The sequence below is a fragment of the Streptomyces albiflavescens genome, assembly GCF_014645835.1.
Classification (GTDB): Bacteria; Actinomycetota; Actinomycetes; order Streptomycetales; family Streptomycetaceae; genus Streptomyces; species Streptomyces albiflavescens.
Map to the genome: position 1 here is coordinate 347,130 of NZ_BMMM01000012.1, position 23,336 is coordinate 370,465.

A 23,336-nucleotide genomic window follows, 5' to 3' on the forward strand; every position below is an offset into this window, starting at 1 on the left:
CCACTGACAGCCGGGGCCACATCGGCCGCCGAGGCGAAAGAACCGCTGGTCAGCACACGTGGTGCCGTACATCACTCGACCACAGGAGATCCCGCGGGCACCTCAGTCGACCACGTGCCGCCCCTCCGGTCGAGCGCTGCACGACGCCCGGAACGCGCAGTGTGTGCAGTGTTGTCCCGCAGTGGGCGAGAACCGTTCGTCGAGGACCTTGCCGGCGGCGGTGGCCAGGAGATCGCCGACCCACTCGCCCTCCAGGGGCTCCTGGGCCTGCACTTTGGGGAGGGTCTCGCCGCCGCTCTTCTTGGCGGCACCCTGGCGCAGCTGGACGAGTTCGGCGCCGCCCGGTTCAGGGCGTACGCCGTCGAAGGCGTCGTCGACGGCGCCCTCGTGGACGGCGAGCTGGTAGACGGCGAGCTGCGGGTGGTGCGCCACCTCGGCGGCGCTCGGCGCCTGCTTGCCGGTCTTGAAGTCGACCACGTAGGCGCGGCCTTCGGTGTCCGCCTCGACACGGTCCATGGAGCCGCGGATACGTACTTCGTAGGAACCCGCTTCGAGGGTCACGTCGAAGTCGTGCTCGCTGGCGACCGGCGTACGACCCGTGCGATCCATGACGTGCCACTTCAGGAAGCGTTCGAGGGCCACGCGCGCGTGCTCCTTCTCCTGCGCCGACTTCCAGGGGGCGTCGAAGGCGAGGGCGTTCCACACGGAGTCGAGGCGCTCCATGAGGACGGCGAGGTCGGCAGGGGTGCGTCCGGACGCGACCTCGTCGGCCAGGACGTGCACCACGTTCCCGAAGCCCTGGGCTGCCGTGGCCGGCGCGTCTGCCTTCACCTCGCGGCCCAGGAACCACTGCAGGGCACAGGTGTTGGCGAGCTGGTCGAGGGCGCTTCCCGAGAGCACGACCGGCTGGTCGCGATTGCGCAGCGGGACCTTGCTCTCGGTCGGCTCGTACATGCCCCACCAGCGGTAGGGGTGCGCGGACGGGACCAGGGGCCGGCCGTCCTCGTCGGCGAGCGCGGCGAGTCGGGCGAGGCGCTGTGCCGCGGCCTGCCTGAGGGTGTCCGAGACGCGCGGGTCGACGGTCGTGGCGCGCAGCTCGGCGACCAGTGCGGCGACAGACAGCGGGCGGCGCGGACGGCCCGTCACGTCCTTGGGTTCGACGCCGAGCTCGGTGAGAAAGCGGGAAGGCTGGTCGCCGTCGTCGGCAGGGGCCTTCACAGCGGTCACGACAAGGCGTTCGCGCGCACGCGTGGCGGCCACGTAGAACAAACGGCGCTCTTCGGAGAGGAGTGCTCCGGGTGTGAGGGGTTCGGCGAGCCCGTCACGTCCGATGCGGTCCGCCTCCAGCAGGGAGCCGCGGCGACGGAGATCCGGCCACAGGCCCTCCTGGACGCCCGCGACGACGACGAGGCGCCATTCCAGGCCCTTGGAGCGGTGCGCGGTCATCAGACGTACCGCGTCGGGGCGCACGGCCCTGCGGGTGAGCGTGTCGGCGGCGATGTCCTCGGCCTCGATCTCCTCCAGGAAGTTGAGGGCGCCACGGCCCCCGGTGCGCTCCTCGGCGCGCGCCGCGGTCGCGAACAGCGCGCACACGGCGTCGAGATCCCGGTCGGCGTTGCGCCCGGCCGCGCCGCCACGGCGGGCGGCCCGCTCCAGGCGCTGCGGCCATGGTGTGCCCTCCCACAGGTCCCAGAGCGCCTCCTCGGCCGTGCCGCCGCCCGCGAGGCGCTCCCGTGCCTTGCGCAGCAGCGCGCCGAGGCGCTGGGCTCCTCGGGCGTACGCCGGGTCGTGCGCGACGAGCCGCTCCGGCTCGGCCAGCGCACGGGCGAGCAGATCGTCGGACGGCGGCGGTACGAGGTTGCCGGCGGCGCGCTCCTCCTCGCGCAGTGCGCGGCCCAGGCGCCGCAGATCGGCGGCGTCCATGCTCGCGAGGGGCGAGGCGAGCAGGGTGAGCGCGGTTTCGGTGTCGAGCCAGGGCGGTGCTACGGACGCTTCGGAGGTGGCGCTCTCTTCGGGCTCGGCGGACTCGTCGACGGCATCGGCACCGCGGCCTTCCGGCGGTACCGCCGACTCGCCTTCTGCCGGTACGGCGGGCTCGCCTTCCGCCGATACGGCGGGCTCGGTGCCGGAGCCCTCCCCCAGCTCTGCTTCCTCCGCGTGCTCCGCTTCCTCCGCTCTCTCCCCCAGTTCTGCTTGTGCCACCGCCCGCAACGCCGTCAGCAGCGGCGCGACCGCCGGCTCGTGTCGCAGCGGCAGATCGTCGCCGTCGATGTCGAGTGGCACCCCGGCCGCGGTGAGCGCCCGTCGGACCGTCGGAATGGTGCGGGAGCCCGCGCGCACCAGGACGGCCATGTCACACCAGGGGACGCCGTCCTCCAGGTGGGCGCGGCGCAGGATGTCCGCGATGTTGTCGAGCTCCGTGCCGGGCGTCGGGTACGTGTAGACCTCGACGCTGCCCCCGCCCCGTACCGGGGACAGCTCGCGGTGGGCGCGTACCTTCTCCGCCGGGAGGCGGGTCAGCGGCATGCGCTGGGTCAGCAGGCGGGTGGCGGCCAGCAGGGCGGCTCCCGAGCGGCGGGACGTCCGGAGGACCTCGACCGGCGCCAGGCGGCCGTCCGCGCGCGGGAAGGCGTCGGGGAAGTCCAGGATGCCGTTCACATCGGCGCCCCGGAAGGCGTAGATCGACTGGTCGGGGTCACCGAAGGCGACGAGGGTGCGCCCGCCGCCCGCGAGGGCTCGCAGCAGCCGCACCTGCGCGGGATCGGTGTCCTGGTACTCATCCACGTAGACCGCGTCGTACTGGGCGGCAAGGCGCTGGGCGACCTCGGGACGCCGGGCGAGGAGCACCGCGCGGTGGACCAGTTCCGCGTAGTCGAGCACTCCTTGCATGTCGAGGACGTCGAGGTACTCGGCGAGGAAGGCGGCCGCCGCACCCCAGTCGGGGCGGCCGATGCGCCTGGCGAAGGCGTCCAGGGCGTCGGGGCTCAGGCCCAGCTCGCGGCTGCGGGCGAGCACCGCGCGGACCTCGTCGGCGAAGCCGCGGGTGGTCAGGCAGGCGCGCAGCTCGTCCGGCCAGCGCACATGGGCGAGGCCGAGCCGCTCCAAGCCGGGCTGGCCCGCGAGCAGCTCGCGCACCGCCACGTCCTGCTCGGGACCGGACAGCAGTCTCAGCGGCTCGACGAACAGGTCGCTGTCCTGGTGGGCGCGGACCAGGGCGTAGCAGAAGGAGTGGAAGGTGGTGGCCTGGGGCGCGCGGGCGGCCCCTATGCGCAGCGCCATGCGGTCGCGCAGCTCGACGGCTGCCTTCCTGCTGAACGTGAGCACCAGGACCCGCTCCGGGTCGCCGTCCCGTGCGATTCGGGCGGCCACGGACTCGACGAGCGTGGTCGTCTTGCCGGTGCCCGGACCTGCGAGAACGAGGAGCGGACCGCTCCTGTGGTCAACCACCGCGCGCTGCCCTGCGTCAAGACGAGGGGGATCCACCCGGGCCGGCGGGGTACGCACCAGTCGGTACGCGCCACGGGTCCCCTGGCGCACCTGGAGGTGCGTCAGGCGCCTGGTGGAAGAAGAGGAGCTCACGTGGTTCGCCGGTCCTGGTGGTTGTGCGGTTTGTCACTGCCGGCGCGGAGCGCCGTCGTTGAGGGGTGGTGGTCGGGTGACGGGTGGGAGGACTACCGCCTGTGGAGGGCGGTGACCGCGGGGTGAGGGGGATACGCGTCGACGACGCTACGCCGGTGGGCTTCCTGGAAGGAGGGCTTCCCCTTCTTCCCTCAAGCCACGTGCGTCCCTCGCTCCACGAACGTACGGCACGTCACGGATGTGCCTCATTTCCCCCGTACGGGCCACAGGTTCCCCTTCCGCACGTCCGATGCCGGAAGCTGTCAGGTGTGACCTTCCGCGCGCCCGCCGCCGTCCCATCGAGCCCGTCTCATGTCGACGCGCGGCAGATGCCCCTCGGAGGCTCGGCTTGCCTCCTTCAGGGGCGTGCCCTCGTCCCGGTAATGGGCCAGCGCCGCCAGTTCGTGGCCCGGGAGCAGCACGCCGTCCGCGCGTATGACACGCCACCAGGGCACCGCTCCTCCGTAGAGGGCCATCACGCGGCCCACCTGGCGCGGCCCGCCCTCCTCCAGCCATTCGGCGACGTCGCCGTACGTCATGACGCGTCCGGGCGGGATCAGCTCGGCGACCTCAAGCACACGCTCCGCGTACTCCGGCAGGGCATCCCCCGGAAGGCTCTCCTCGCTCATCCGCCCCATCCTGCCCCACCTCACCGACAATGTGACGCGGTCACGACTGTGCGTATCCCTCGCCCCGCGGCGACGCTTGGGGCAGACTGTGCGCCCCCGCATTTGCACCCTGATGCCCCCGTGTGTCGGTCGGGCATGCCACCATCGTGCGGGCGGTGACTGGTGATACGAGATCAAGAAGAGTCAATGAGGCAGCAGGGCGTGCACCCCGAAGACGCGGAGGGCACCTCCGAGGCCTTGTCACGCCCGGACACCGACGGCGTCGGCGAGAGGGACGCGGGCGGGGCGAAGAGCGAGCCCACGACCGCCAAGGCGAGCGAGGCCGCATCCACGGCGTCCACAAAGCCCGCCCCTAAGACGTACGAAAACGAGAAGCAGCAGGTCAAGCAGGACGCCGACTGCGCCGACGAGGCCCATGCCGACGAGGTCGAGGGCGACGAACCGCTACTCCCCGCGCGCGTGCACCGTCCGTCCGACCTGATGCGGCTCCTGGTCGGCTTCCTCGCGATCGTCGTGCTGCTCGCGATCGCCGCGTTCGCGCACGGCACCACCTCGGGGCTCGAACAGGACATCAACAAGGGCACGGGCCAGGCACCCGATCTGCTGATCAAGATCGCGGGTCTGGCGTCCAGTATCGCGATCCTCCTGGTGCCCGTCGCCTTCGCCATCGAGCGGCTGATCAAACGGGACGGGCTGCGCATCGCCGACGGCGTCCTCGCCGCCGTGCTGGCGCACGGAGTGACGCTCGCCACGGACCTGTGGGTCGCGAAGGCCGCCCCCGAGTCCATCCAGGAGGCGCTCACCCAGCCCTCGCCGGGGGACATCCACGCCCTCACCGACCCCGTGCACGGTTATCTCGCACCGGTCATCGCGTACATGACGGCCGTCGGCATGTCCCGCAGACCGCGCTGGCGCGCGGTGCTGTGGGTGGTGCTGCTCCTGGACGCCTTCTCCATGCTGGTCACCGGCTACACGACGCCGTTCTCGATCATTCTGACGGTGCTGATCGGCTGGACCGTCGCATACGGGACCCTGTACGCGGTCGGCTCGCCGAACGTGCGGCCCACCGGACGGACGTTGATGGCGGGCCTGCGGCACGTGGGCTTCCACCCGGTGAGTGCGGCCCGCGAGGAAGCGCCGGAGGCCACGGAGAATGGCGACCGCGGCCGACGCTACTTCGTCACCCTGGAGGACGGCCCACCGCTGGACGTCACGGTGGTCGACCGCGAGCAGCAGGCGCAGGGCTTCTTCTACCGGGTGTGGCGCAGGCTGACGCTGCGCGGCATCACCACGCGCCGCAGCCTCCAGTCGCTGCGCCAGGCCCTGGAGCAGGAGGCCCTCCTCGCGTATGCGGCCATCGCGGCCGGGGCGAACGCGCCCAAGCTGATCGCGACCTCCGAACTCGGTCCGGACGCCGTGATGCTCGTCTACGAGCACACCGGTGGCCGCACGCTCGACTCGCTGCCCGACGAGTTCATCACCGACGATCTGCTGCGCGACACCTGGCATCAGGTGCAGGCACTGCAGTCCCGGCGCATCGCGCACCGCAGGCTCGCGGGTGACGCGATCTTGGTGGATCGTTCCGGCACGGTGGTCCTCACCGATCTGCGCGGCGGCGAGATCGCGGCCGGGGACCTGCTGCTGCGCATGGACATCGCCCAGCTGGTCACCACGATCGGTCTGCGCGTGGGCGCGGAGCGCGCGGTGGCGTCGGCGGTGGGCGTACTCGGCCCGGACGCGGTCGCCGACTGCCTGCCGATGCTGCAGCCGATCGCGTTGTCACGCTCCACGCGCGCGACGCTGCGGAAGCTGGCCCGCGAGCGCGCACAGCGCGAGCGTGACGCCGTGCTGGAGGCTTCCCGGCAGGACAAGCTCGCTCGCGCCGAGGAGGCCAAGGAAGACACCGGGGTCGTACTGGAAAAGCCCGGCAAGAAGGCCGTACGCGCCGAGCAGCGGGCCGAGAAGCGGGCGATGGACGAGGCTCTGGACGAGGCACGCGAGGAGGATCTGCTCACCCAGATCCGCCACCAGGTGCTACGGATCAGGCCGCAGGCACCGGTCGAGCCGGCCCGCCTGGAGCGCGTCCGGCCCCGCACCCTGATCAGTTTCATCGCCGGCGCCATCGGCGCGTACTTCCTGCTGACACAGCTCACCCATATCGAGTTCGGGACCCTGTTCGACAGCGCCGAGTGGGGCTGGGTCGCCGCGGCGGTGCTGTTCTCGGCGTTGAGCTACTTCGCGGCGGCGATGAGTCTGCTCGGCTTCGTGCCCGAGCGGGTCCCGTTCCTGCGGACCGTGGCGGCACAGGTCGCCGGCTCGTTCGTGAAGATCGTGGCCCCCGCGGCGGTCGGCGGTGTCGCCCTGAACACGCGCTTCCTGCAGCGCGCCGGGGTGCGGCCGGGGCTCGCGGTGGCGAGCGTCGGCGCGTCGCAGTTGTTCGGGCTCGGCTGCCACGTCCTGATGCTGCTGTCCTTCGGCTATCTGACCGGCACCGAGAAGACGCCGTCCCTGTCTCCGTCCCGCACGGTCATCGCGGGTCTGCTGACCGTCGCGGTGCTGGTTCTCGTGGTGACGTCGGTGCCCTTCCTGCGCAAATTCATCGTCACGCGCGTGAGGTCGCTGTTCGCGGGCGTCGTACCGCGCATGCTCGATGTGCTGCAGCGGCCGCAGAAGCTGGTCACCGGCATCGGCGGCATGCTGCTGCTCACCGCCTGCTTCGTGATGTGCCTGGACGCATCGATCCGAGCGTTCGGCCACGAGGAGACCACCACACTCAGCCTCGCCAGCGTCGCCGTCGTCTTCCTCGCCGGCAACGCGCTGGGCTCGGCGGCGCCGACCCCCGGCGGTGTGGGTGCGGTCGAGGCCAGCCTCACGCTCGGTCTCATCGCCGTCGGTCTGCCCAAGGAGGTCGCGGCGCCCGCGGTGCTGCTGTACCGACTGCTGACGCTGTGGCTTCCGGTGCTGCCGGGATGGCTGTTCTTCAACCACCTGACTCGCAAGGGCGCGCTGTAGGTCGCGTACGGGGCCATCGGTGCGAGTCCAAGAGCCGTCGTCCCGTGCGCGCCCCCTGGCCATCCCGTACGAGTCCAGGGCCGTCCCATCGCGTCCACTGGCCGTCCCGTACGCATCCCCTGGCTGTCCCGTACGGTGCACGGCGGGCCCTCACCCACACGGCTCGCGCCCCGAGCATCCTGCCCCGCACGCCCGCAGGATGGGAGCATGCCGAACCCTCCCCAGCCGCGCGCCGCTGCCCTGACCTTCACCGCCGTCCTGCTGTTCTCCTTGATGACGGGTTGCAGCGACGGTTCCAAGAAGGAGGAGGACCTGACGGCTCAGAAGCTGAACTGGAAGGAGTGCCCGGCACCGTCCGAGTCCGAGGGCGGAGGCAACGCTCCCTCACCCCTGCCGGGCGGTACGGAGTGGCAGTGCGCCACCCTGAAGGTGCCTCTCGACTGGGCCCACCCCAAGGGCGACACGATCGGGCTCGCACTGATCCGGGCGAAGACGAGCGGCGACCCGAGCAAGCGCATCGGCTCGCTCATCTTCAACTTCGGCGGGCCGGGCGGCTCGGGCGTCACCACACTGCCCGCCTTCGGCGAGGACTACGCCAAGCTGCGCACCCGCTACGACCTGGTGAGCTTCGACCCGCGCGGGGTCGGCCGCAGCGCGGGCGTGAAGTGCGAGGACGACAGCCAGCTCGACGCGTTCTTCCAGCAGGACGCCACCCCGGACGACGCCGCCGAGCAGCAGAAGCTGCTGAAGAACACCAAGACGTTCAACGCGGCCTGCGAGAAGAACTCCGGCAAGATCCTCCCCCACGTCCCCACGACCGACGCTGCCCGTGACATGGACCTGATGCGGCAGGTGCTCGGCGACGCCAAGCTGTACTACTTCGGCATCTCGTACGGCACCGAACTGGGCGGCGTCTACGCCCACCTGTTCCCCAAGAAGGTGGGACGCGCCGTCTTCGACGCGGTCGTCGACCCGACGCAGAACTCCGAGCAGAGCTCGCTCGGGCAGGCCAGGGGCTTCCAGCTCGCCCTCGACAACTTCGCCGAGGACTGCACCTCGAAGACCGAGGACTGCCCGATCGGCGACACCGCGCAGGACGTCAAGGACCGCATCGCCAAACTGCTGAAGGACCTCGACAGCAAGCCGATCCCCGGCGTCTTCCCTCGCCAGCTCACCCAGACCGCCGCGACGAACGGCATCGCTCAGGCGCTGTACTCCAAAGACTTCTGGGAGTACCTGACGGAGGGCCTCGAGCAGGCGTACGACGGTGACGGCAAGGTGTTGATGCTGCTGTCGGACTCGATGAACGGACGCAGCGAGAACGGCCAGTACAGCAACCTCGTCCCGGCGAACATCTCCATCAACTGCGCCGACGACAAGCCGCGTTACACCTCGAGCTTCGTGGAGTCGAGGCTTCCGGAGTTCCGGGCCGCCTCGCCGTTGTTCGGCGACTATCTGGCCTGGGGCCTGGTCAGCTGCACCGACTGGGCCGTGGCGGGCGCGGCCGACCATCCGGACGTCAGCGCCGCCGGTGCGGCGCCGATTCTCGTCGTCGGCAACACGGGCGACCCGGCCACACCGTACGAGGGTGCGAAGAAGATGGTGAACGCGCTGGGCAAGGGCGTCGGCGTCGAGCTGACGTACAAGGGCCAGGGGCACGGGGCGTACGACAGCAAGAACAAATGCGTGCAAGGCGCCGTGAACGGCTACCTGCTGGAGGGGACCGTACCGCCGGCCGGAACCGTCTGCTCATAGAAAGTCACAGGTCACAGCGTTATCCACAGGGCTCGGCGGCAGCTGAGCGACGACGCCTAATATGGCTTGCATGTGATCCGCGACTTCGAGCGGATCACGGGCGAGGGGGAAGCTGATGACACGTTTGGCACGGTGGACAGCTGCGACGGCCGCCGCGTTGCTGGTGGCCGGCTGCAGCAGCGGCTCGTCGGGGGACGGCACGGACGAGGGGAAGAACAGCGATACGTCCTCGGCCGCCGCGCCCTCTTCCGGCACGACCTCGGGTCTGCCCGCCTCGCTCACCTCGCAGAAGCTCGACTGGGGCCGCTGCAAGGGCACTTCGGACACCCCGGCACCGGGCGGCGACTGGCAGTGCGCGACGCTGAAGGTGCCCCTGGACTACGCGAAGCCCGACGGCGGGACGATCGGCCTCGCCCTGATCCGTTCGAAGGCCACCGGCGGCCAGAGCAAGCGCATCGGCTCCCTCCTGTTCAATTTCGGCGGCCCCGGCGGCTCGGGCGTCTCCACGATGCCCGCGTACGAAAGCGTCGTCGGCACGCTCCACGAGCGGTACGACCTGGTGAGCTGGGATCCGCGCGGCGTCGCCGCCAGCGAGGGCGTGCGCTGCCGCAGTGACAAGGCGATCCAGGCCGCCGAGTCGGTGGACGCCACACCGGACGACCCGGCCGAGGAAGCGGCTTACTTCAAGGACGCCGCCGACTTCGGCAAGGGCTGCGAGAAGGCCGCGGGAAAGCTGCTGTCACACGTCTCGACGACGGACACGGCCCGCGACATGGACCTGATGCGCCAAGTCCTCGGCGACCAGAAGATGCACTACTTCGGCATCTCCTACGGCACCGAACTCGGCGGGGTGTACGCCCACTTGTTCCCGAAGAACGTGGGCCGTCTGATCCTGGACGCGGTCGTCGACCCGAGCGCCGACACGGTGGGGCACGCGAAGAACCAGACCCTGGGCTTCCAGCGCGCACTGGACGACTACCTCAAGTCCACGGGCCAGGACCCGAAGCAGGGCTCCCAGAAGATCGTGGACCTGCTGAACCGGATCGATGCCAAGCCGCTTCCGACATCCAGCGGACGCAAGCTCACTCAAACTCTCGCGCTCACCGGCATCGTCCTGCCGCTGTACAGCAAGGAGGGCTGGTCACACCTGACCAGCGCGCTCAAGGACGCCGAGGACGGGGACGGTTCTGAGCTGCTGGGGTTGGCCGACGGCTACAACGATCGTGACGCCTCGGGCCACTACGGCACGACGACGCACTCACAACGGGTCATATCGTGCTTGGACGACAAGCAGCGGCCGACCCCGGAGGAGACGAAGAAGCTGCTGCCCGAGTTCGAGAAGATCTCGCCCGTCTTCGGGGACTTCATGGGCTGGGACACGGCCGGTTGGTGCCACGACTGGCCAGTGGCCGGACAGTACGACACCCCGGAGGCGAGCGCGCCGGGAGCCGAGCCCATCCTGGTCGTCGGCAACACCGGGGACCCGGCGACGCCGTACGAGGGCGCTCGCAGGATGGCCGACGAGCTGGGCAAGGGCGTCGGGGTGGAGCTCACCTGGAAGGGCGAGGGCCATGGGGCGTACGGGAGTGGCAGCGACTGCGTCGACTCGACCGTGAACAGCTATCTGCTGAAGGGGACGGTGCCGAAGGACGGCAAGGTCTGCGCGTCATAGCAGTCCCTGCCCCTCGGCGGCACCTGCCTCGAGCCGCACGGATCGCCCCGTGTGCAGCCGCACGGATCGCCCCGTGTGCAGCGGCGCGGATCGTCCCGTGTGCAGCGGAAAGGGGCCCGGCACCTGCAGTGCCGAGCCCCTCGTCCGAAGAAGGTGTACGCCTAGTACACCGGCTTGTCCGGCTCGATCTGGTTGACCCAGCCGATCACGCCGCCGCCGACGTGGACGGCGTCCGAGAAGCCCGCGGACTTCAGGACGGCAAGGACCTCCGCACTGCGGACACCCGTCTTGCAGTGCAGGACGATCTTCTTGTCCTGCGGCAGGGTCTCCAGGGCGGTGCCCATGAGGAACTCGTTCTTCGGGATCAGCTTGGCGCCGGGGATCGAGACGATCTCGTACTCGTTGATCTCGCGGACGTCGATGATCTCGATGTTCTCACCGTCGTCGATCCACTCCTTGAGCTGCTTGGGAGTGATCGTCGAGCCGGCGGCCGCTTCCTGGGCCTCCTCGGACACGACGCCGCAGAAGGCCTCGTAGTCGATGAGCTCGGTGACGGTGGGGTTCTCGCCGCAGACCGCGCAGTTCGGGTCCTTGCGGACCTTGACCTGGCGGTACTGCATCTCCAGGGCGTCATAGATCATCAGGCGGCCGACGAGCGGCTCGCCCGTGCCGGTGAGGACCTTGATCGCCTCGGTGACCTGGATGGAGCCGATGGACGCGCACAGCACGCCCAGGACGCCGCCCTCGGCGCAGGAGGGAACCATGCCCGGCGGCGGGGGCTCCGGGTAGAGGCAGCGGTAGCAGGGGCCGTACTCGGACCAGAAGACCGAGGCCTGACCGTCGAAACGGTAGATCGAGCCCCACACGTACGGCTTGTTGAGGAGCACACACGCGTCGTTGACCAGGTAGCGGGTCGCGAAGTTGTCCGTGCCGTCGACGATCAGGTCGTACTGGCTGAAGATGTCCATCACGTTCTCGGCTTCGAGCCGCTCTTCGTGAAGGATCACGTTCACGTACGGGTTGATGCCCAGCACGGAGTCGCGGGCCGATTCGGCCTTGGAGCGGCCGATGTCCGCCTGGCTGTGGATGATCTGGCGCTGCAGGTTCGACTCGTCGACCTCGTCGAACTCCACGATGCCGAGCGTGCCCACGCCCGCGGCGGCCAGGTACATCAGCGCCGGCGAACCGAGGCCGCCGGCGCCCACACAGAGCACCTTGGCGTTCTTCAGCCGCTTCTGCCCGTCCATGCCCACGTCGGGGATGATCAGGTGGCGGGAGTACCTGCGGACCTCGTCTACGGTGAGCTCAGGAGCTGGCTCGACCAGGGGTGGCAGCGACACGGGGGCTCCGTTGGTCGGTCAATCACTACGGTTGTTCTCTCCGTAACACTGCCACGCCCTTCTTCATTCCGAGACACCCGTTCCGATCCGCGAGACGATTTCGTCCCAGTAGCCGGGCATCGTCTCCCAGGGGTCGGCTCGACCGCCGTGGTCCGTGCGGTCGGTGAAGTAGATCGTCGAGGCGCCCTGCCAGCGGGCGATGCGCAGCGCCTCGTCCAGGTGGCCGCGGGGCACACCGTGGACGAAGTGGCAGAAGCGCTCGGGCGGATAGTCGGCGGTCCACTCGGCGACCTGCGACCAGCGGTAGTCGCTCCAGGGGCCGGAGAAGGTCACCAACTGGTCGGCGTGCTCCGCATACCCGGGGTACGGGTGGCCGCCGTGGCCGAGCACGATGTGCGCGCCGTCGCGGAGCGCGCGGAGCCTGGTGATCGTGTGGCGGACCTCGGGGAGCGCGGCGCGCTCGGTGGGGCAGCGGTCCAGGAGGAAGCCGTCGACCCGGTACCAGTCGAGATACCGGTGGGCGTCGGAGATCAACTCGCCGAAGCAGCGTGCGCCGTAGGTGGTGTTCAGGTGTCCGAGGATCCGGACCCCCGCGTTGCGCAACCGTCCGGCGGCCTCCAGGCAGTGCGGGTCGGGGCGCGTTCCGGGGCCGCCCGCCACATTCAGGACGACCCAGTGCAAGGGGGTGCCCGGGCGGGTGAGTTCGCCCCACTCCATGGGAGCGACGAGGGGGTGCGCATAGCCGGGGATGCCGAAGCCGAGGCCTAAGTCGGTGCTCGCGGTGCCTGTTGCGGTGCTGGTCAGATACGGCATGCCGCCTCCATCCAGATATCGGCGAGGGATTCCTCGAGGTTGATCCGGGGCCGCCAGCCGAGCCGGTCGCGTGCGGTGCGCACGTCGGCCTGCTGCCAGCTGCCGCAGCCGTCCGGATAGGGGTACGCGACCGGGGCCGCGTGGTCTGGTTCGGTGCGGGGGTGGCCGATGGATGGCCTCATGGGTCCGGGCGGGCCGTCGAGTTCGTGCAGAGCGCCGCCGTAACCGGCCACACGAGCGAGGACGGCGGCGGCGTCGCGGAGGCGTACGGCACGGCCCGAGCCGATGTTGATCACGCCTTGCGCGGCCGAGAGCGAGGCGGCGTGGACGGCGCGGGCGACGTCACGTACGTCGATGAAGTCGCGTTGGACGCCGAGGCCGCCGAGTTTGAGTTCGCCGTCGCCCGACTGCATGGCGCGGCGCAGGGCCTCGGCGAGGCGGCCGAGTGGGGATCCGGCGGGGGTGCCGGGACCCGCGGGCGAGAAGACGCGGAGCACGACGGCGTCCAGGCCGGATCCGAGGACCAGTTCGGTGGCGGCGAGCTTGCTCACGCCGTAGGGGCCGCCCGGGCGAGGCACGGCGTCCTCGGCGGTGGAAGAGCCGGGCTGGCTGGGCCCGTACTCTGCGCCGCAGCCGATCTGGACAAGCCGGGCCCCGCAGCCACTGCGGCGCAGAGCCTCGCAGACGGTGGCGACGGCGACGGTGTTGTGCCGGGTCAGTTCGCGGGCGCCGCCGCGGGTGGCGCCCGCGCAGTTGATGACGACTCCGGGGTGCACCGCGTCCAGGAAGCGGGTGAGTGCGCCGGGGCTGCCCGAGGCGAGGTCGAACCGTACGTCGGCGTCGTCGCCCCGGCCGAGCGCGGTGAGCTGTACGGCCGGGTCGGCGAGCAGTCTGTCGGCGACGAATCGGCCCAGGTATCCGTTGGCTCCGATCAGCAGGACCCTCATCGGGCGGCTCCCGGGGCGGATTCTCCGGTTCGGGAGGTGATCATCTGGCGTTCTCCTTCGAGGTGATGCCGTAGGTCGGGGAGAGGGCCCGCGGTGTCGGCCCCGCGGGAGATGGGTGCGGGCGCCTCCGGCGTGGAGCGCCCGCGGGCTTGTGGGGTTGCGGCCGCCGGGCGTTCTCGCGGCCGCTGTGGGGCGCCTGCGTGCTTGTGGAGTTGCGGCCGCCGGGCGTTCTCGAGCCGTGGCAGGGTGCATGCGGCCGGCAGGGGCGTCGTGGGTCCTCACCGCTGTCGCGGGGCGCGTGCGGTCGGGGGCGGGGCGAGGCCGTGCCGGTCCATCCACCCGTTGCGGGGCGGGCGCTTCTGCCACGCTCAACCTGGCTGGGGTGAGCAACGGACATGCGATGCAGCCGTACCGGTACGGCCCGTTCCGCCGGTTCGGCGACTGCGGGTGCGTGGGGGCTTGCGGCCGCCGCGACGAGGCGCCCGTCTGCGCTCCGGTGGCCCGTCACAGCGGCTCGCCCGGCGGCGTCGCGTGGGCCGAGGCCCGGGTCAGGGTGCGAGTCGAGTGGATGAGGAGGACGAGGGCTGCCGCACCGCACACCAGCGCCGGTACGGCGCCCGCTCCCCAGGCATCGACGACGGTCTCGACGGGGACGGTCAGGAACGAGCAGCCGGGGAGTCGGCCCGCGAAGACCGTGGCCAGGGCCGTCGCCTCGGCCGCGCCCGCTGCGGCGAGCACGACGGCCGGGGCGTGGGTGAAGCCTCGCGCCGTGAGCAGCCGGGCGAGCAGGAGCAGTGCGCCGAGGGCTCCGGCTCCGGCGTACGCCGCGGGCTCGCCCAGTGCGGCGCCGCACAGCGCGAGCAGCCCGACGAGGGCGCACAGGAACAGGCCGAACACCCCGAGGAGCAGGGGCTGTACGGAGGCGGCGAACTCCTCGAGGCCGCGGCTCGCGGTCAGCCGTCGGCTCGCGCGTACGGCGAAGAGATGAGCGCACCAGGCTGCCGGGGCGCAGGCCAGCGCGAGCGCCAGTACCGGTGCGGTGGCCAGGGGCCAGGGGCCGTCGGGGCCGCCGTCGAGACCGGCGCTCAGCAGTCCGTTGCCGAGGAGGGCGTATGCGATGAGCCAGCACGTCCACGCGCGCGTGGCGACTGTCGTGCGGTGGCCGGTGCTCAGGGGACCGCGGCGCAGAGCGACCCGGAGGCCGAACGCCACGGCCAGGGCACCCACCGCGGCGACCGCGAGGCGCGGCCTGCCGTCGGTGATCCGCAGCCCCACCACGGCTGCCGCGCAGAGGGCACCCGGCACCAGGGCGAGCGCCGCCCAGTCGGCGCGTGCCCCGGGGCGCCCCGGGGTCTCCGGACGGGGCACGGGCTCCCCGTCACGCGCGACGCGCGCGTACATCTCCTCGGCGAGCGAGAACACGTCCCGGTGCCGGAACCGCACGGCGGTCCGGTCGGTCACCCCGTGCGCCTCCAGACCTGCCGCGATCTCCAACGGGTCAACAGCCCGCTCACAGAGCTCACGGTGCCGATGCATCAGGGCTTTCACGGGGTCGACGGCACCACGACGCCCGGGGGAGGCAGGCGCGGAAGAGGGAGACGTAGTGGGGGCGGGGGAGGCAGTGGACGCGGCGGGCTTGCGGGTATCGCCTCCCGTGCGGGCCGCACCACCGGCTCCGCCTGCATCGCCCGTATTGCCTGTATCGCCCAAACCGCCTGACCCGGCGAGTGAACCGCCCGCACCGCCCGAGCCACCCGAACCGTCCCACCCGGCGTGTGAACCACCCGCGCCTCCCGCGCCGGCGCGCACACCCCTCACGTCGTCGCTCGCTTCTCGGGACAGGGCGCCGGCCCGGCCGGCGATGTCGGCCCCCTCGACCATCCCCTCCGCCGGTACGTCCATCTCCCCGCCCCCCGCCACAAGCCACTCCCCCGACCGTGCATCCCAGTCGCCAGGGCTGACCGGCCTCTCTGGGTGGTCCAGTGATCCGAGTTCGCTCATCACGCGCCCTCCCCGGCGACCAGGGGAACCGTGGCCCGCACCGGCGCACCGGCCGCCCAGCGCGGTCGGCCCGTGGACATGAGGCGCGTCTCGGTCCAGCGGCCGGGTACATGGGCCTCGGCCGGCACTCCGAAGGGCAGCGGCTCACCCTCGTCGTCCACGACCACCCGACGTACCGGGGAGTGCGAGACGATCTCCAGGTAAATGCCGTGAAATGCTGCGATGTTCTGCTCGACGGTGAAGAGTTCGAGGGCGCGTGCGCGAGCAGCCGCGCCCAGGCGCTCACGGCGCTCGCTGTCGCGCAGCAGCGCCACGCACGCCTCGGCGAGCGCCCGCGGATTGCGTGGCGGTACGACAAGACCCGTACCGCCGATGACTTCGACGACGGCGCCCACATCCGTGGAGACCGTGGCGCGGCCGCAGAACATGGCCTCGACGAGGCTGATCGGGAAGCCCTCGACGACGCTGGACAGGACGATCACCGCTCCGGAGGCGTACGCCTCCGCGAGGCTCGGGACCTCCGGGCCGCCGATCTCCTCGAAGGACACCGGGTTGTCGCCGACCGCGTGCACGCCCTCCGCCTCGTCGGGGAAGAGTTGCGCGGCCAGCGCCTTGCAGTGGGCCAGATAGGTCGTGCCCTCCGGCCCGTCGGCGGCCGCGCCGACGATCCGCAGCCGGGTCTTCGGTTCCTCCTTGCGGATCTCCGCGAAGGAGTGCAGCAGCGAGATCAGATCCTTGGCCGGTTCGATGCGGCCGACCCACACCAGCGTGTCCGGGTCGGCGCACCTGCTGCCCTCCGCGTTCTCCCCCACCTCCGCGAAGCGGGAGGCCTCCATACCGGGATAGACGGTGCGCAGCTTGGCGCGGTCGGCGCCGCAGCGTTCCTGCCAGCGACGGGCGTGCGTATTGCCGGGCGTGATGAGCGCGGCCGCGCGGTAGACCTCGGCGGCGAGTCTGCCGTGGAACGCGGCGAGCAGCGCCCGTACGGCGGGAACCTCCCCGACAGTGGTGGAAGCCAGGTAGTGCGCCCGTAACTGCACCCCGTACTCCGTGACCAGCAGGGGAACACCGGAGAAGTGCCGGGCGAGGAGGCCGGGCAGCGCCGCCGCGCCGCCGGCCGCGGCGTGGCACAGGTCGACCGAGTCGAGCCCGTCGTCCTCGTACCAGTCCAGCGAGAGGGGGCGCAGCGCGCGCTCGACATGGGCGGCGACGGCGAGCAGATCGGGTACGCGCGCGGTGCGGGCAGCGCGTAGTGCGCCGGGCGCGCGACAGGCGCGCTCCAACGCACGCACGGCGCCTTCGGAGCGCAGCGCTCCGACCAGGCCGCCCTCGTCCCTGGCGAGTTCGGCGAGCCCGTACAGCGCGCTGCCGAAACGGTCCGCCTCAACGCCGTCAGATGCCGCCGGGCCGCCAGGAGCCTCCGCACGACCAGCGACCCCCGGTCCGCCGGTCGCTCTCACGTCGGCGTCGGGAATCCCCGGTCCCTCGCACATCGCCGCGGCCAGTTCCCCGTACGCGTCCGCGAACCGCCGACGCGCCCGCCGCCCGTACACCATCCCGTCGTCCTCGGCGGTCCACAGCGGGGCCGTCCGTACCCGGCTGACCTGGGGCGGCAGCTGGATCCAGCCCTCGTCCTCCTGCCGCTCGCTGCGGCTGAGCGCGTAGATGTCGAACTCGTGCTGCCCGAGCCCGCGCACGAGCCGGTCGCACCAGAGTCTGGCGTCACCGCTCACATACGGATAGCCACCCTCCGTAAGCAGTCCGATGCGCACGAGTGCACCCCCGATCTCCCGTATGGGGAGCCGCCGTTGACCCGGCGGCTCGCAGCGGGACGAACGTATGCGGACATGACGGTGGCGCGACGGACGGTTGTCCATCGCGCCACCAAAAGGGGTGAACGGTCGTAACTTTCTCGTGCGGGTCGCGTTCCGTCGCGCTAAGAGATCAAGCAGTTACGTTTCGTTGAGCTCAACCCCTGGCCGTCCCTCTCACACTGCCCGGCCCTCTCACACCGCGCGGCCCGCTCACGCCCTCAGTCCCGCCACGTCCTCAGTCCCGCTCACGCCGTCGGGCCGCTCACGCCGCGGTCAGCTCCCTTCGGGCCGTGCGACGCCGTGCCGCGACCTCCGGATCGAGCGCCGGTACGGCGGCCAGCAGCTGCTTGGTGTACGGGTCCTGCGGGGATTCGTACACCTCGTCGGCGGGCCCGTACTCGACGATTCGCCCACGCCGCATCACCGCCACTCGGTCGCTGACCTGGCGTACGACCGCGAGATCGTGCGCCACGAACACCAGCGCGAGCCCCAGTTCCCGCTGCAAATCGCCCAACAGGGCGACGACCTGGGCCTGCGTGGTGACGTCGAGCGCGGAGACCGGCTCGTCGCACACGATGACGCGCGGTTCGGCGGCGAGCGCCCGCGCGATGCCGACGCGCTGGCGCTGACCGCCGCTGAACTCGTGCGGGTAGCGGTCGTAGTGCGCCGCTTCGAGCCCCACGCGCTCGAGGAGTTCCCGTACCCGCCCCCGAATGCGCCCCTCGTCCCGTTCGCCGCGCGCCCGCAGCGGGTCGGCGATGGACTCGCCCACGCTGCGCCGGGGGTTGAGCGAGGAGACCGGGTCCTGGAAGACCATCTGCACGGAGGGGCTTACGCCGGACTGCGCGCGCCCCTCGTAGCGGACCGCACCGGTCGTGGGCTCCAGGAGCCCCACGAGCATCCGGCCCAGGGTCGTCTTCCCGCTGCCGCTCTCACCGACGATGCCGAGGGTCTCGCCCCGGTGGATCGCGAGCGACACGTCGTCGACCGCCGCGAACTGCCGCTTCCCGTGCCCGAATTCGCGTCGCAGTTCCACCGCTTCGAGGACGACCTCGTCCGACACGCCACCGTCCGACTCACGCGATGCGTCCACGCGCGGCACCGCGCCCAGCAACTCCTGCGTGTACGTCTCCCCTGGCGCCCCGAGCACCGATGCGACCGGCCCGTGCTCGACCGCGCGGCCGTGGCGCATGACGAGGATCTCGTCCACGCTCCCGGCGGCGACCCCGACGTCGTGCGTGACCAGCAGCAGACCCATCCCGGTCTCCTCCCGCAGGGTGTGCAGGAGGTCGAGGATCTGGGCCTGGACGGTCACGTCGAGGGCGGTGGTCGGCTCGTCGGCGATCAGCAGGTCGGGTTCGCAGGCCAGAGCCATCGCGATGAGGGCGCGTTGGCGCATGCCACCGCTGAACTCGTGCGGGCGCGAGCGGGCACGACGAGCCGCGTCCGGTATGCCGACGCGGTCGAGCACCTCGACGGCACGCGCGCGTGCCGCTCGCCGGGATGCCTTCACGTGCACCCGGTACACCTCGGCGATCTGATCGCCGACGGCGTAGTACGGGTCGAGGGACGACAGGGGGTCCTGGAAGACCATGGCGGCCTTCCCGCCGCGCAGCCGCCGCAGTTCGTCGTCGGACGCCCGCTGTACGTCGGTGCCGGCCACGCGCACGGCGCCGCCGACGACGGCACCTGTCCCCCGGTGCAGCCCCAACAGGGCGGACGCGACGGTCGACTTGCCCGAGCCGGACTCGCCGACCAGGCCCAGTGCGGCGCCTTTCTCCAGCCGGAAGGAGAGCCCGTCGACGGCGCTCAGCGGCCCGAATCCGACCGTCAGGTCGGTGACTTCCACCAGGCTCATACGAGCACCACCCGTCGGTCGGCCACCGCGTACAGGACGTCCGCGACGGCGTTGGCGAGAACCACGAAGAAGCCGATGACCAGGACCATGCCGACGACCACCGGCAGGTCGACGACGTTCACCGCGTGCACCAGTTCCTGTCCGATGCCCGGGAGTCCGAAGAGCGTCTCGGTGAGCACCGCACCGCCGACCGCCGAGCCGACGTTGTTGGCGTTCAGCGCGATGACCGGCGCGAACGCCCCGCGCAGCGCGTGCCGCCCGATGATCGACCGCTCGCCGACGCCGTAGGCGCGGAAGGTCCTGATGTGGTCCTCGGCGAGCGTCTCCAGCATCGACGCCCTGGTCAGCCGGGCGAACGCGGCGGCCTCGATCAGGGCGAGCGAGAACCAGGGCAGCAGCAGGTTCCACGCCCACTGCTCGGGGTCGTCGGTGAAGTCGACGTACTGCGGGAAGGGCAGCAGCTGCAACTGGCCACAGACGACGATCATCAGCACCAGGCCGATCACGAAGACGGGAGTGGCCACGCCCGCGAGCGTGATGCCGGTCAGCATGCGCTCGCTCAGCCGGCCGCGCCGCCATGCGGAGAGCACGCCGGTGCCGACGCCGAGGACCAGCCACAGCACCATCGCGCCGAACACCAGCGAAAGGCTGACCGGCAGCTTGGTCAGGATCAGCTGCGTGACCTGCTGGTCGGTCTGGTACGACAGGCCGAGGCAGGGCGCCGAGCAGTGCTGCACCGACGTACCCGTCGAGTAGTCCTGGCCGACGACGATGCCCTGAAGGAAGTGCCAGTAACGCACGTACAGCGGGTCGTCGAGATGCAGTTGCTGGGCGACCTGGTGGACCTGGACCGGAGAGCAGCGCGGGCCACAGGTGATCTGGGCGACGTTGCCGGGGGTGGCGTAGAAGACCAGGTAGATGATCACCGAGATGGCGAACAGGGTGACTACGGTGCCGATGGCGCGGCGCAGCACGAAGCCGCCGAAGCCGTTCACGCCTTGGCCTCCTTCGTCGCACTCGCGTCCGCCGACCCGGTACTCGCGTCCGCCGACCCGGAACTCGCGTGGACCGTCCCGGAACTCGCGTGGACCGTCCCGGCGCCGGCGTCCGCCGTCGTGGCGCCCGCGCTCGCTCCCGCGTCCGCCATCGCCTCGCGCCTGCGCCCCGTGCCGACGCGCAGCCGCGAGGCCGCGCGCGGGTCGAGTGCCGTGCGCACGCCGTCGCCGAGGACGGTCAGGGCGAGAACGGTGACGAACAGCGCGCCGGCAGGCAGCAGCAGGTACTGCGGAGCCGCCTGGTACCAGACGTCGGCGGCGGTGAGCATCTGCCCCCACGACGGCGTCGGCGGTTTCACACCGACCCCGAGGAACGACAGGGCGGCCTCGACGCTGATGTTCTGCGGTACGAGGAGGGCGGAGTAGGTGATGACGGGCGCGGCAAGGCCGGGCAGCAGCTCACGGCGGGCGATCCGCCAGGCGCCCCAGCCACTGAGCCGGGCGGCGGAGACGTAGTCGAGCTCCTTGAGGGTGAGCGTCTGGGCGCGCACGATCTTCGCGATGTTGCCCCAGGCGATCAGGCCGATGACGAGCGCGACCAGCACGGGCCGCGGGAAACTGCTGGGCACGATGGCCAGCAGCGCGAGCGACATGATCATCAGTGGCATCGCAACGATGATGTCGGTGGCACGGCTCAACAGTTGATCAACCCATCGGTTCCCGAGCGCGGCCGCGACACCCACCACGACACCGATGAACACCTGCACCAGCGTCGCCGCCAGTGCGACACCCAGGGAGACCCGGGCGCCGTACGCGAGCCGTGCGAACAGATCGCGTCCGGTCTGTGGTTCGACGCCGAGCCAGTGGTCGCCGCCGATGCCGCCGAGTGATCCGACGGGCACGCCGCCACGCGCCGAGTCGATCAACGAGGGGTGGTACGTGGTCGGGTCCTGGCCCTCGATCGCCGTGAGCAGCGGCGCGGCGAGCGCGACCAGGACGAGCAGTGCGACGATGCCCGCCGCGACGAGGGCGGCGCGCTGCGCTCGCAGCCGTCGCCAGAACTGACGAGCCCCCGAGACCCCCGGGACGGACGTGTCCGTCCCGGGGGCCCGAGAGGCGACAAGTGCCTCGCTCACGGTGCTACTTCACCGCGACCTGGGAGATGTCCAGAACGCCGGTCCAGTCGCTGATCACGATGTTCTTGACGGCGCTTCCGTACAGCCGCTTGTAGACGGGGTGGAACAGCGGCACGGTCAGGGCCTGCTCGCCGATCTTCTTGTCCAGTGCACCCCAGCGCTTGGCGGCCTCGTCAAGATTCGTCAACTTGTTGATCGCGTCAATCTCGTCATTGACCGACTTGTCATTGAGGAAGCCGGTGTTGAAGTTGGCGCCGTCCTTGACGATCTGCCGGCCGTCGAAGATCGGGGCCAGGAAGGGGCCGCCCGAGGGCCAGTCGGCACCCCAGTGGGCGAGGAAGAAGCCCGGCTCCGTCTTGACGCTGTGGATCTTGTCCTTGTAGTCGTTGATCTCCAGACCCTGGAGCTTGACCGTGATCCCGGCCTTCTTCAGGGCGTCCTGGACGGCGGTCGCGATCTCCGGGCTGGTCTCGAAGTCCTTGTCGTTGGAGTGCGTGAGCGTGATCGTGAGCCCGTTCTTGTAACCGGCCGCCTCCAGCAGCTCCTTGGCCTTGGCCGGGTTGCCGGACTTGCCCGCCGGGAAGAGGTCGTACGGCGTGTAGCCGAAGGACTTCTGGTTCGGCAGATACGTCGTCGCGGGCTCGGCGAGCGACGAGCCGCCCGCCGCGTTGATGACCGACGTACGGTCGATGGCGTACGAGATCGCCTGGCGCACCTTGGGGTTGTTGAACGGCTTCACCTTCGGGTTGAAGGCGATGTAGTTGGTGTAGCCGAAGTGTCCGGTGCCGACGCGCGAAGCAAGGTCCTTGTCACCCGTCACCTTGGCGAGCTCGGCGGGGCCGAGGTTGGTGTCCGTCGTGACAGCGGTGGCGTCCGCACCTTGAGACGCGGACAGCCGCTGGTTGATCACGGACGAGTCCAGACCCGACCGTACGTCGATCTTGTCCGGGTAGGCCTTGCGCTCGGCGTCGGTCGACGCGGACCAGTACGTGTTGCGTTCCAGCGTGAGCCGCTCGCCGTCGTTCTCGTTCTTGACGACCTTGTAGGGACCCGACGAGATCGGGTGCTCCTCGTACTTGGTGCCGTTGTCCTTGGCCTTCGGCACGGGCGCGAACTGCGTCTGCGTGGCCAGGTAGGGGAACTCGCCCTCGGGCTTGTCGAGGTGGAAGACGATGGTCACGTCGTCCGGCGTCTCGATCGAGTCGAGGCCCTTCTTGTCCTTGTACGGACCCTGGTAGTCGGCGCCGCCGATCAGCCAGTCCCTCAGGTAGGGAGCTCCACCGGAGAGTTCGGCGGCGAAGGAGCGCTCGATGCCGTACTTGATGTCGGCGGAGGTGATGGGCGTGCCGTCCTCGTACTTGAGGCCCTTCTTCAGGGTGTACGTCCACACGGTCGCGTTCTTGCTCGGACGACCGGTGTCCGTGGCGAGGTCGGGAACGACCTCGGCGCCGGCGGCACCGCTCTCACGGTTGCGCGTGGTGAGCGTGCGGAAGACGAGGGAGGGGACGTTGCCACCGCCGGAGGTGTAGAGCCGCGCCGGGTCGAAGTCCTCCTGCGGGTTCGCGTTCAGGACGGTGAGCGTGCCGCCCTTCTGCGGCTTGGCGTCGCCACCGGAGCTCTTGGCATCGTTGTCCTTCGGCCCGCAGGCGGCGACGCCCGCTGCCACGACCAGGCTGACGGATGCCGCGGCCACGCGGCGCGCTATGACGGACGGATGACGCATCGGAAGACGACCTCTCGGATGGT

14 protein-coding genes are annotated in these 23,336 nt (G+C 70.7%); 3 read left to right on the plus strand and 11 right to left on the minus strand.

Going from position 1 to position 23,336, the window contains the following annotated elements:
• Positions 1-102 precede the first annotated feature (102 nt).
• Positions 103-3,579, minus strand: a complete 3,477-nt coding sequence (locus IEY95_RS30600; protein ID WP_189189384.1) for an ATP-dependent helicase — start codon at positions 3,577-3,579, stop codon at positions 103-105.
• A gap of 302 nt (positions 3,580-3,881) precedes the next feature.
• Complete coding sequence (locus IEY95_RS30605) at positions 3,882-4,247, minus strand: MGMT family protein (protein ID WP_189189385.1); 366 nt, start codon at positions 4,245-4,247, stop codon at positions 3,882-3,884.
• Positions 4,248-4,433: 186 nt separating this feature from the next.
• On the opposite strand from IEY95_RS30605, the gene IEY95_RS30610 reads away from it, so the two are divergent.
• From IEY95_RS30610 to IEY95_RS30620, 3 genes are all read left to right on the plus strand, one after another.
• Positions 4,434-7,259: a lysylphosphatidylglycerol synthase domain-containing protein gene (locus IEY95_RS30610; protein ID WP_189189386.1), complete on the plus strand. Its 2,826-nt coding sequence runs from the start codon at positions 4,434-4,436 to the stop codon at positions 7,257-7,259.
• Between the two features lie 207 nt (positions 7,260-7,466).
• Positions 7,467-9,014, plus strand: a complete 1,548-nt coding sequence (locus IEY95_RS30615; RefSeq protein WP_189189387.1) for an alpha/beta hydrolase — start codon at positions 7,467-7,469, stop codon at positions 9,012-9,014.
• A gap of 115 nt (positions 9,015-9,129) precedes the next feature.
• The gene (locus IEY95_RS30620; RefSeq protein ID WP_189189388.1) at positions 9,130-10,686 is read left to right on the plus strand and encodes an alpha/beta hydrolase; all 1,557 of its coding nucleotides are present in this window, start codon (positions 9,130-9,132) and stop codon (positions 10,684-10,686) included.
• Between the two features lie 161 nt (positions 10,687-10,847).
• On the opposite strand, the gene moeZ is transcribed toward IEY95_RS30620, so the two are convergent.
• The 9 genes from moeZ to IEY95_RS30665 form a co-directional block, all read right to left on the minus strand.
• Positions 10,848-12,026, minus strand: a complete 1,179-nt coding sequence (moeZ, locus tag IEY95_RS30625) for an adenylyltransferase/sulfurtransferase MoeZ (protein WP_189189389.1) — start codon at positions 12,024-12,026, stop codon at positions 10,848-10,850.
• Positions 12,027-12,089: 63 nt separating this feature from the next.
• Positions 12,090-12,839, minus strand: a complete 750-nt coding sequence (locus tag IEY95_RS30630; RefSeq protein WP_189189390.1) for a spherulation-specific family 4 protein — start codon at positions 12,837-12,839, stop codon at positions 12,090-12,092.
• Positions 12,827-13,786: an NAD-dependent epimerase/dehydratase family protein gene (locus IEY95_RS30635; protein WP_189189391.1), complete on the minus strand. Its 960-nt coding sequence runs from the start codon at positions 13,784-13,786 to the stop codon at positions 12,827-12,829. The genes IEY95_RS30630 and IEY95_RS30635 overlap by 13 nt, the downstream gene beginning before the upstream one ends.
• Before the next feature lie 504 nt (positions 13,787-14,290).
• A complete protein-coding gene (locus tag IEY95_RS30640; protein ID WP_229703476.1) occupies positions 14,291-15,787 on the minus strand; it encodes a hypothetical protein in 1,497 nt (498 codons plus the stop codon).
• Positions 15,787-17,559 carry a DUF3492 domain-containing protein gene (locus IEY95_RS30645; protein ID WP_229703477.1) on the minus strand — a complete coding sequence of 591 codons (1,773 nt, stop codon included), beginning with the start codon at positions 17,557-17,559 and terminating at the stop codon, positions 15,787-15,789. The genes IEY95_RS30640 and IEY95_RS30645 overlap by 1 nt, the downstream gene beginning before the upstream one ends.
• Positions 17,560-17,863: 304 nt before the next feature.
• Positions 17,864-19,459: a dipeptide ABC transporter ATP-binding protein gene (locus tag IEY95_RS30650; RefSeq protein ID WP_189189393.1), complete on the minus strand. Its 1,596-nt coding sequence runs from the start codon at positions 19,457-19,459 to the stop codon at positions 17,864-17,866.
• Positions 19,456-20,454, minus strand: coding sequence for an ABC transporter permease (locus tag IEY95_RS30655; RefSeq protein WP_189189394.1), 999 nt, complete (start codon positions 20,452-20,454; stop codon positions 19,456-19,458). The genes IEY95_RS30650 and IEY95_RS30655 overlap by 4 nt, the downstream gene beginning before the upstream one ends.
• Positions 20,451-21,590 (minus strand): ABC transporter permease, encoded by a 1,140-nt coding sequence (locus IEY95_RS30660; RefSeq protein WP_189189395.1) that lies wholly within the window; start codon positions 21,588-21,590, stop codon positions 20,451-20,453. Before IEY95_RS30660 ends, IEY95_RS30655 begins: the two co-directional genes overlap by 4 nt.
• Before the next feature lie 4 nt (positions 21,591-21,594).
• Positions 21,595-23,313: an ABC transporter substrate-binding protein gene (locus tag IEY95_RS30665; RefSeq protein WP_189189396.1), complete on the minus strand. Its 1,719-nt coding sequence runs from the start codon at positions 23,311-23,313 to the stop codon at positions 21,595-21,597.
• Between the last annotated feature and the right edge of the window lie 23 nt (positions 23,314-23,336).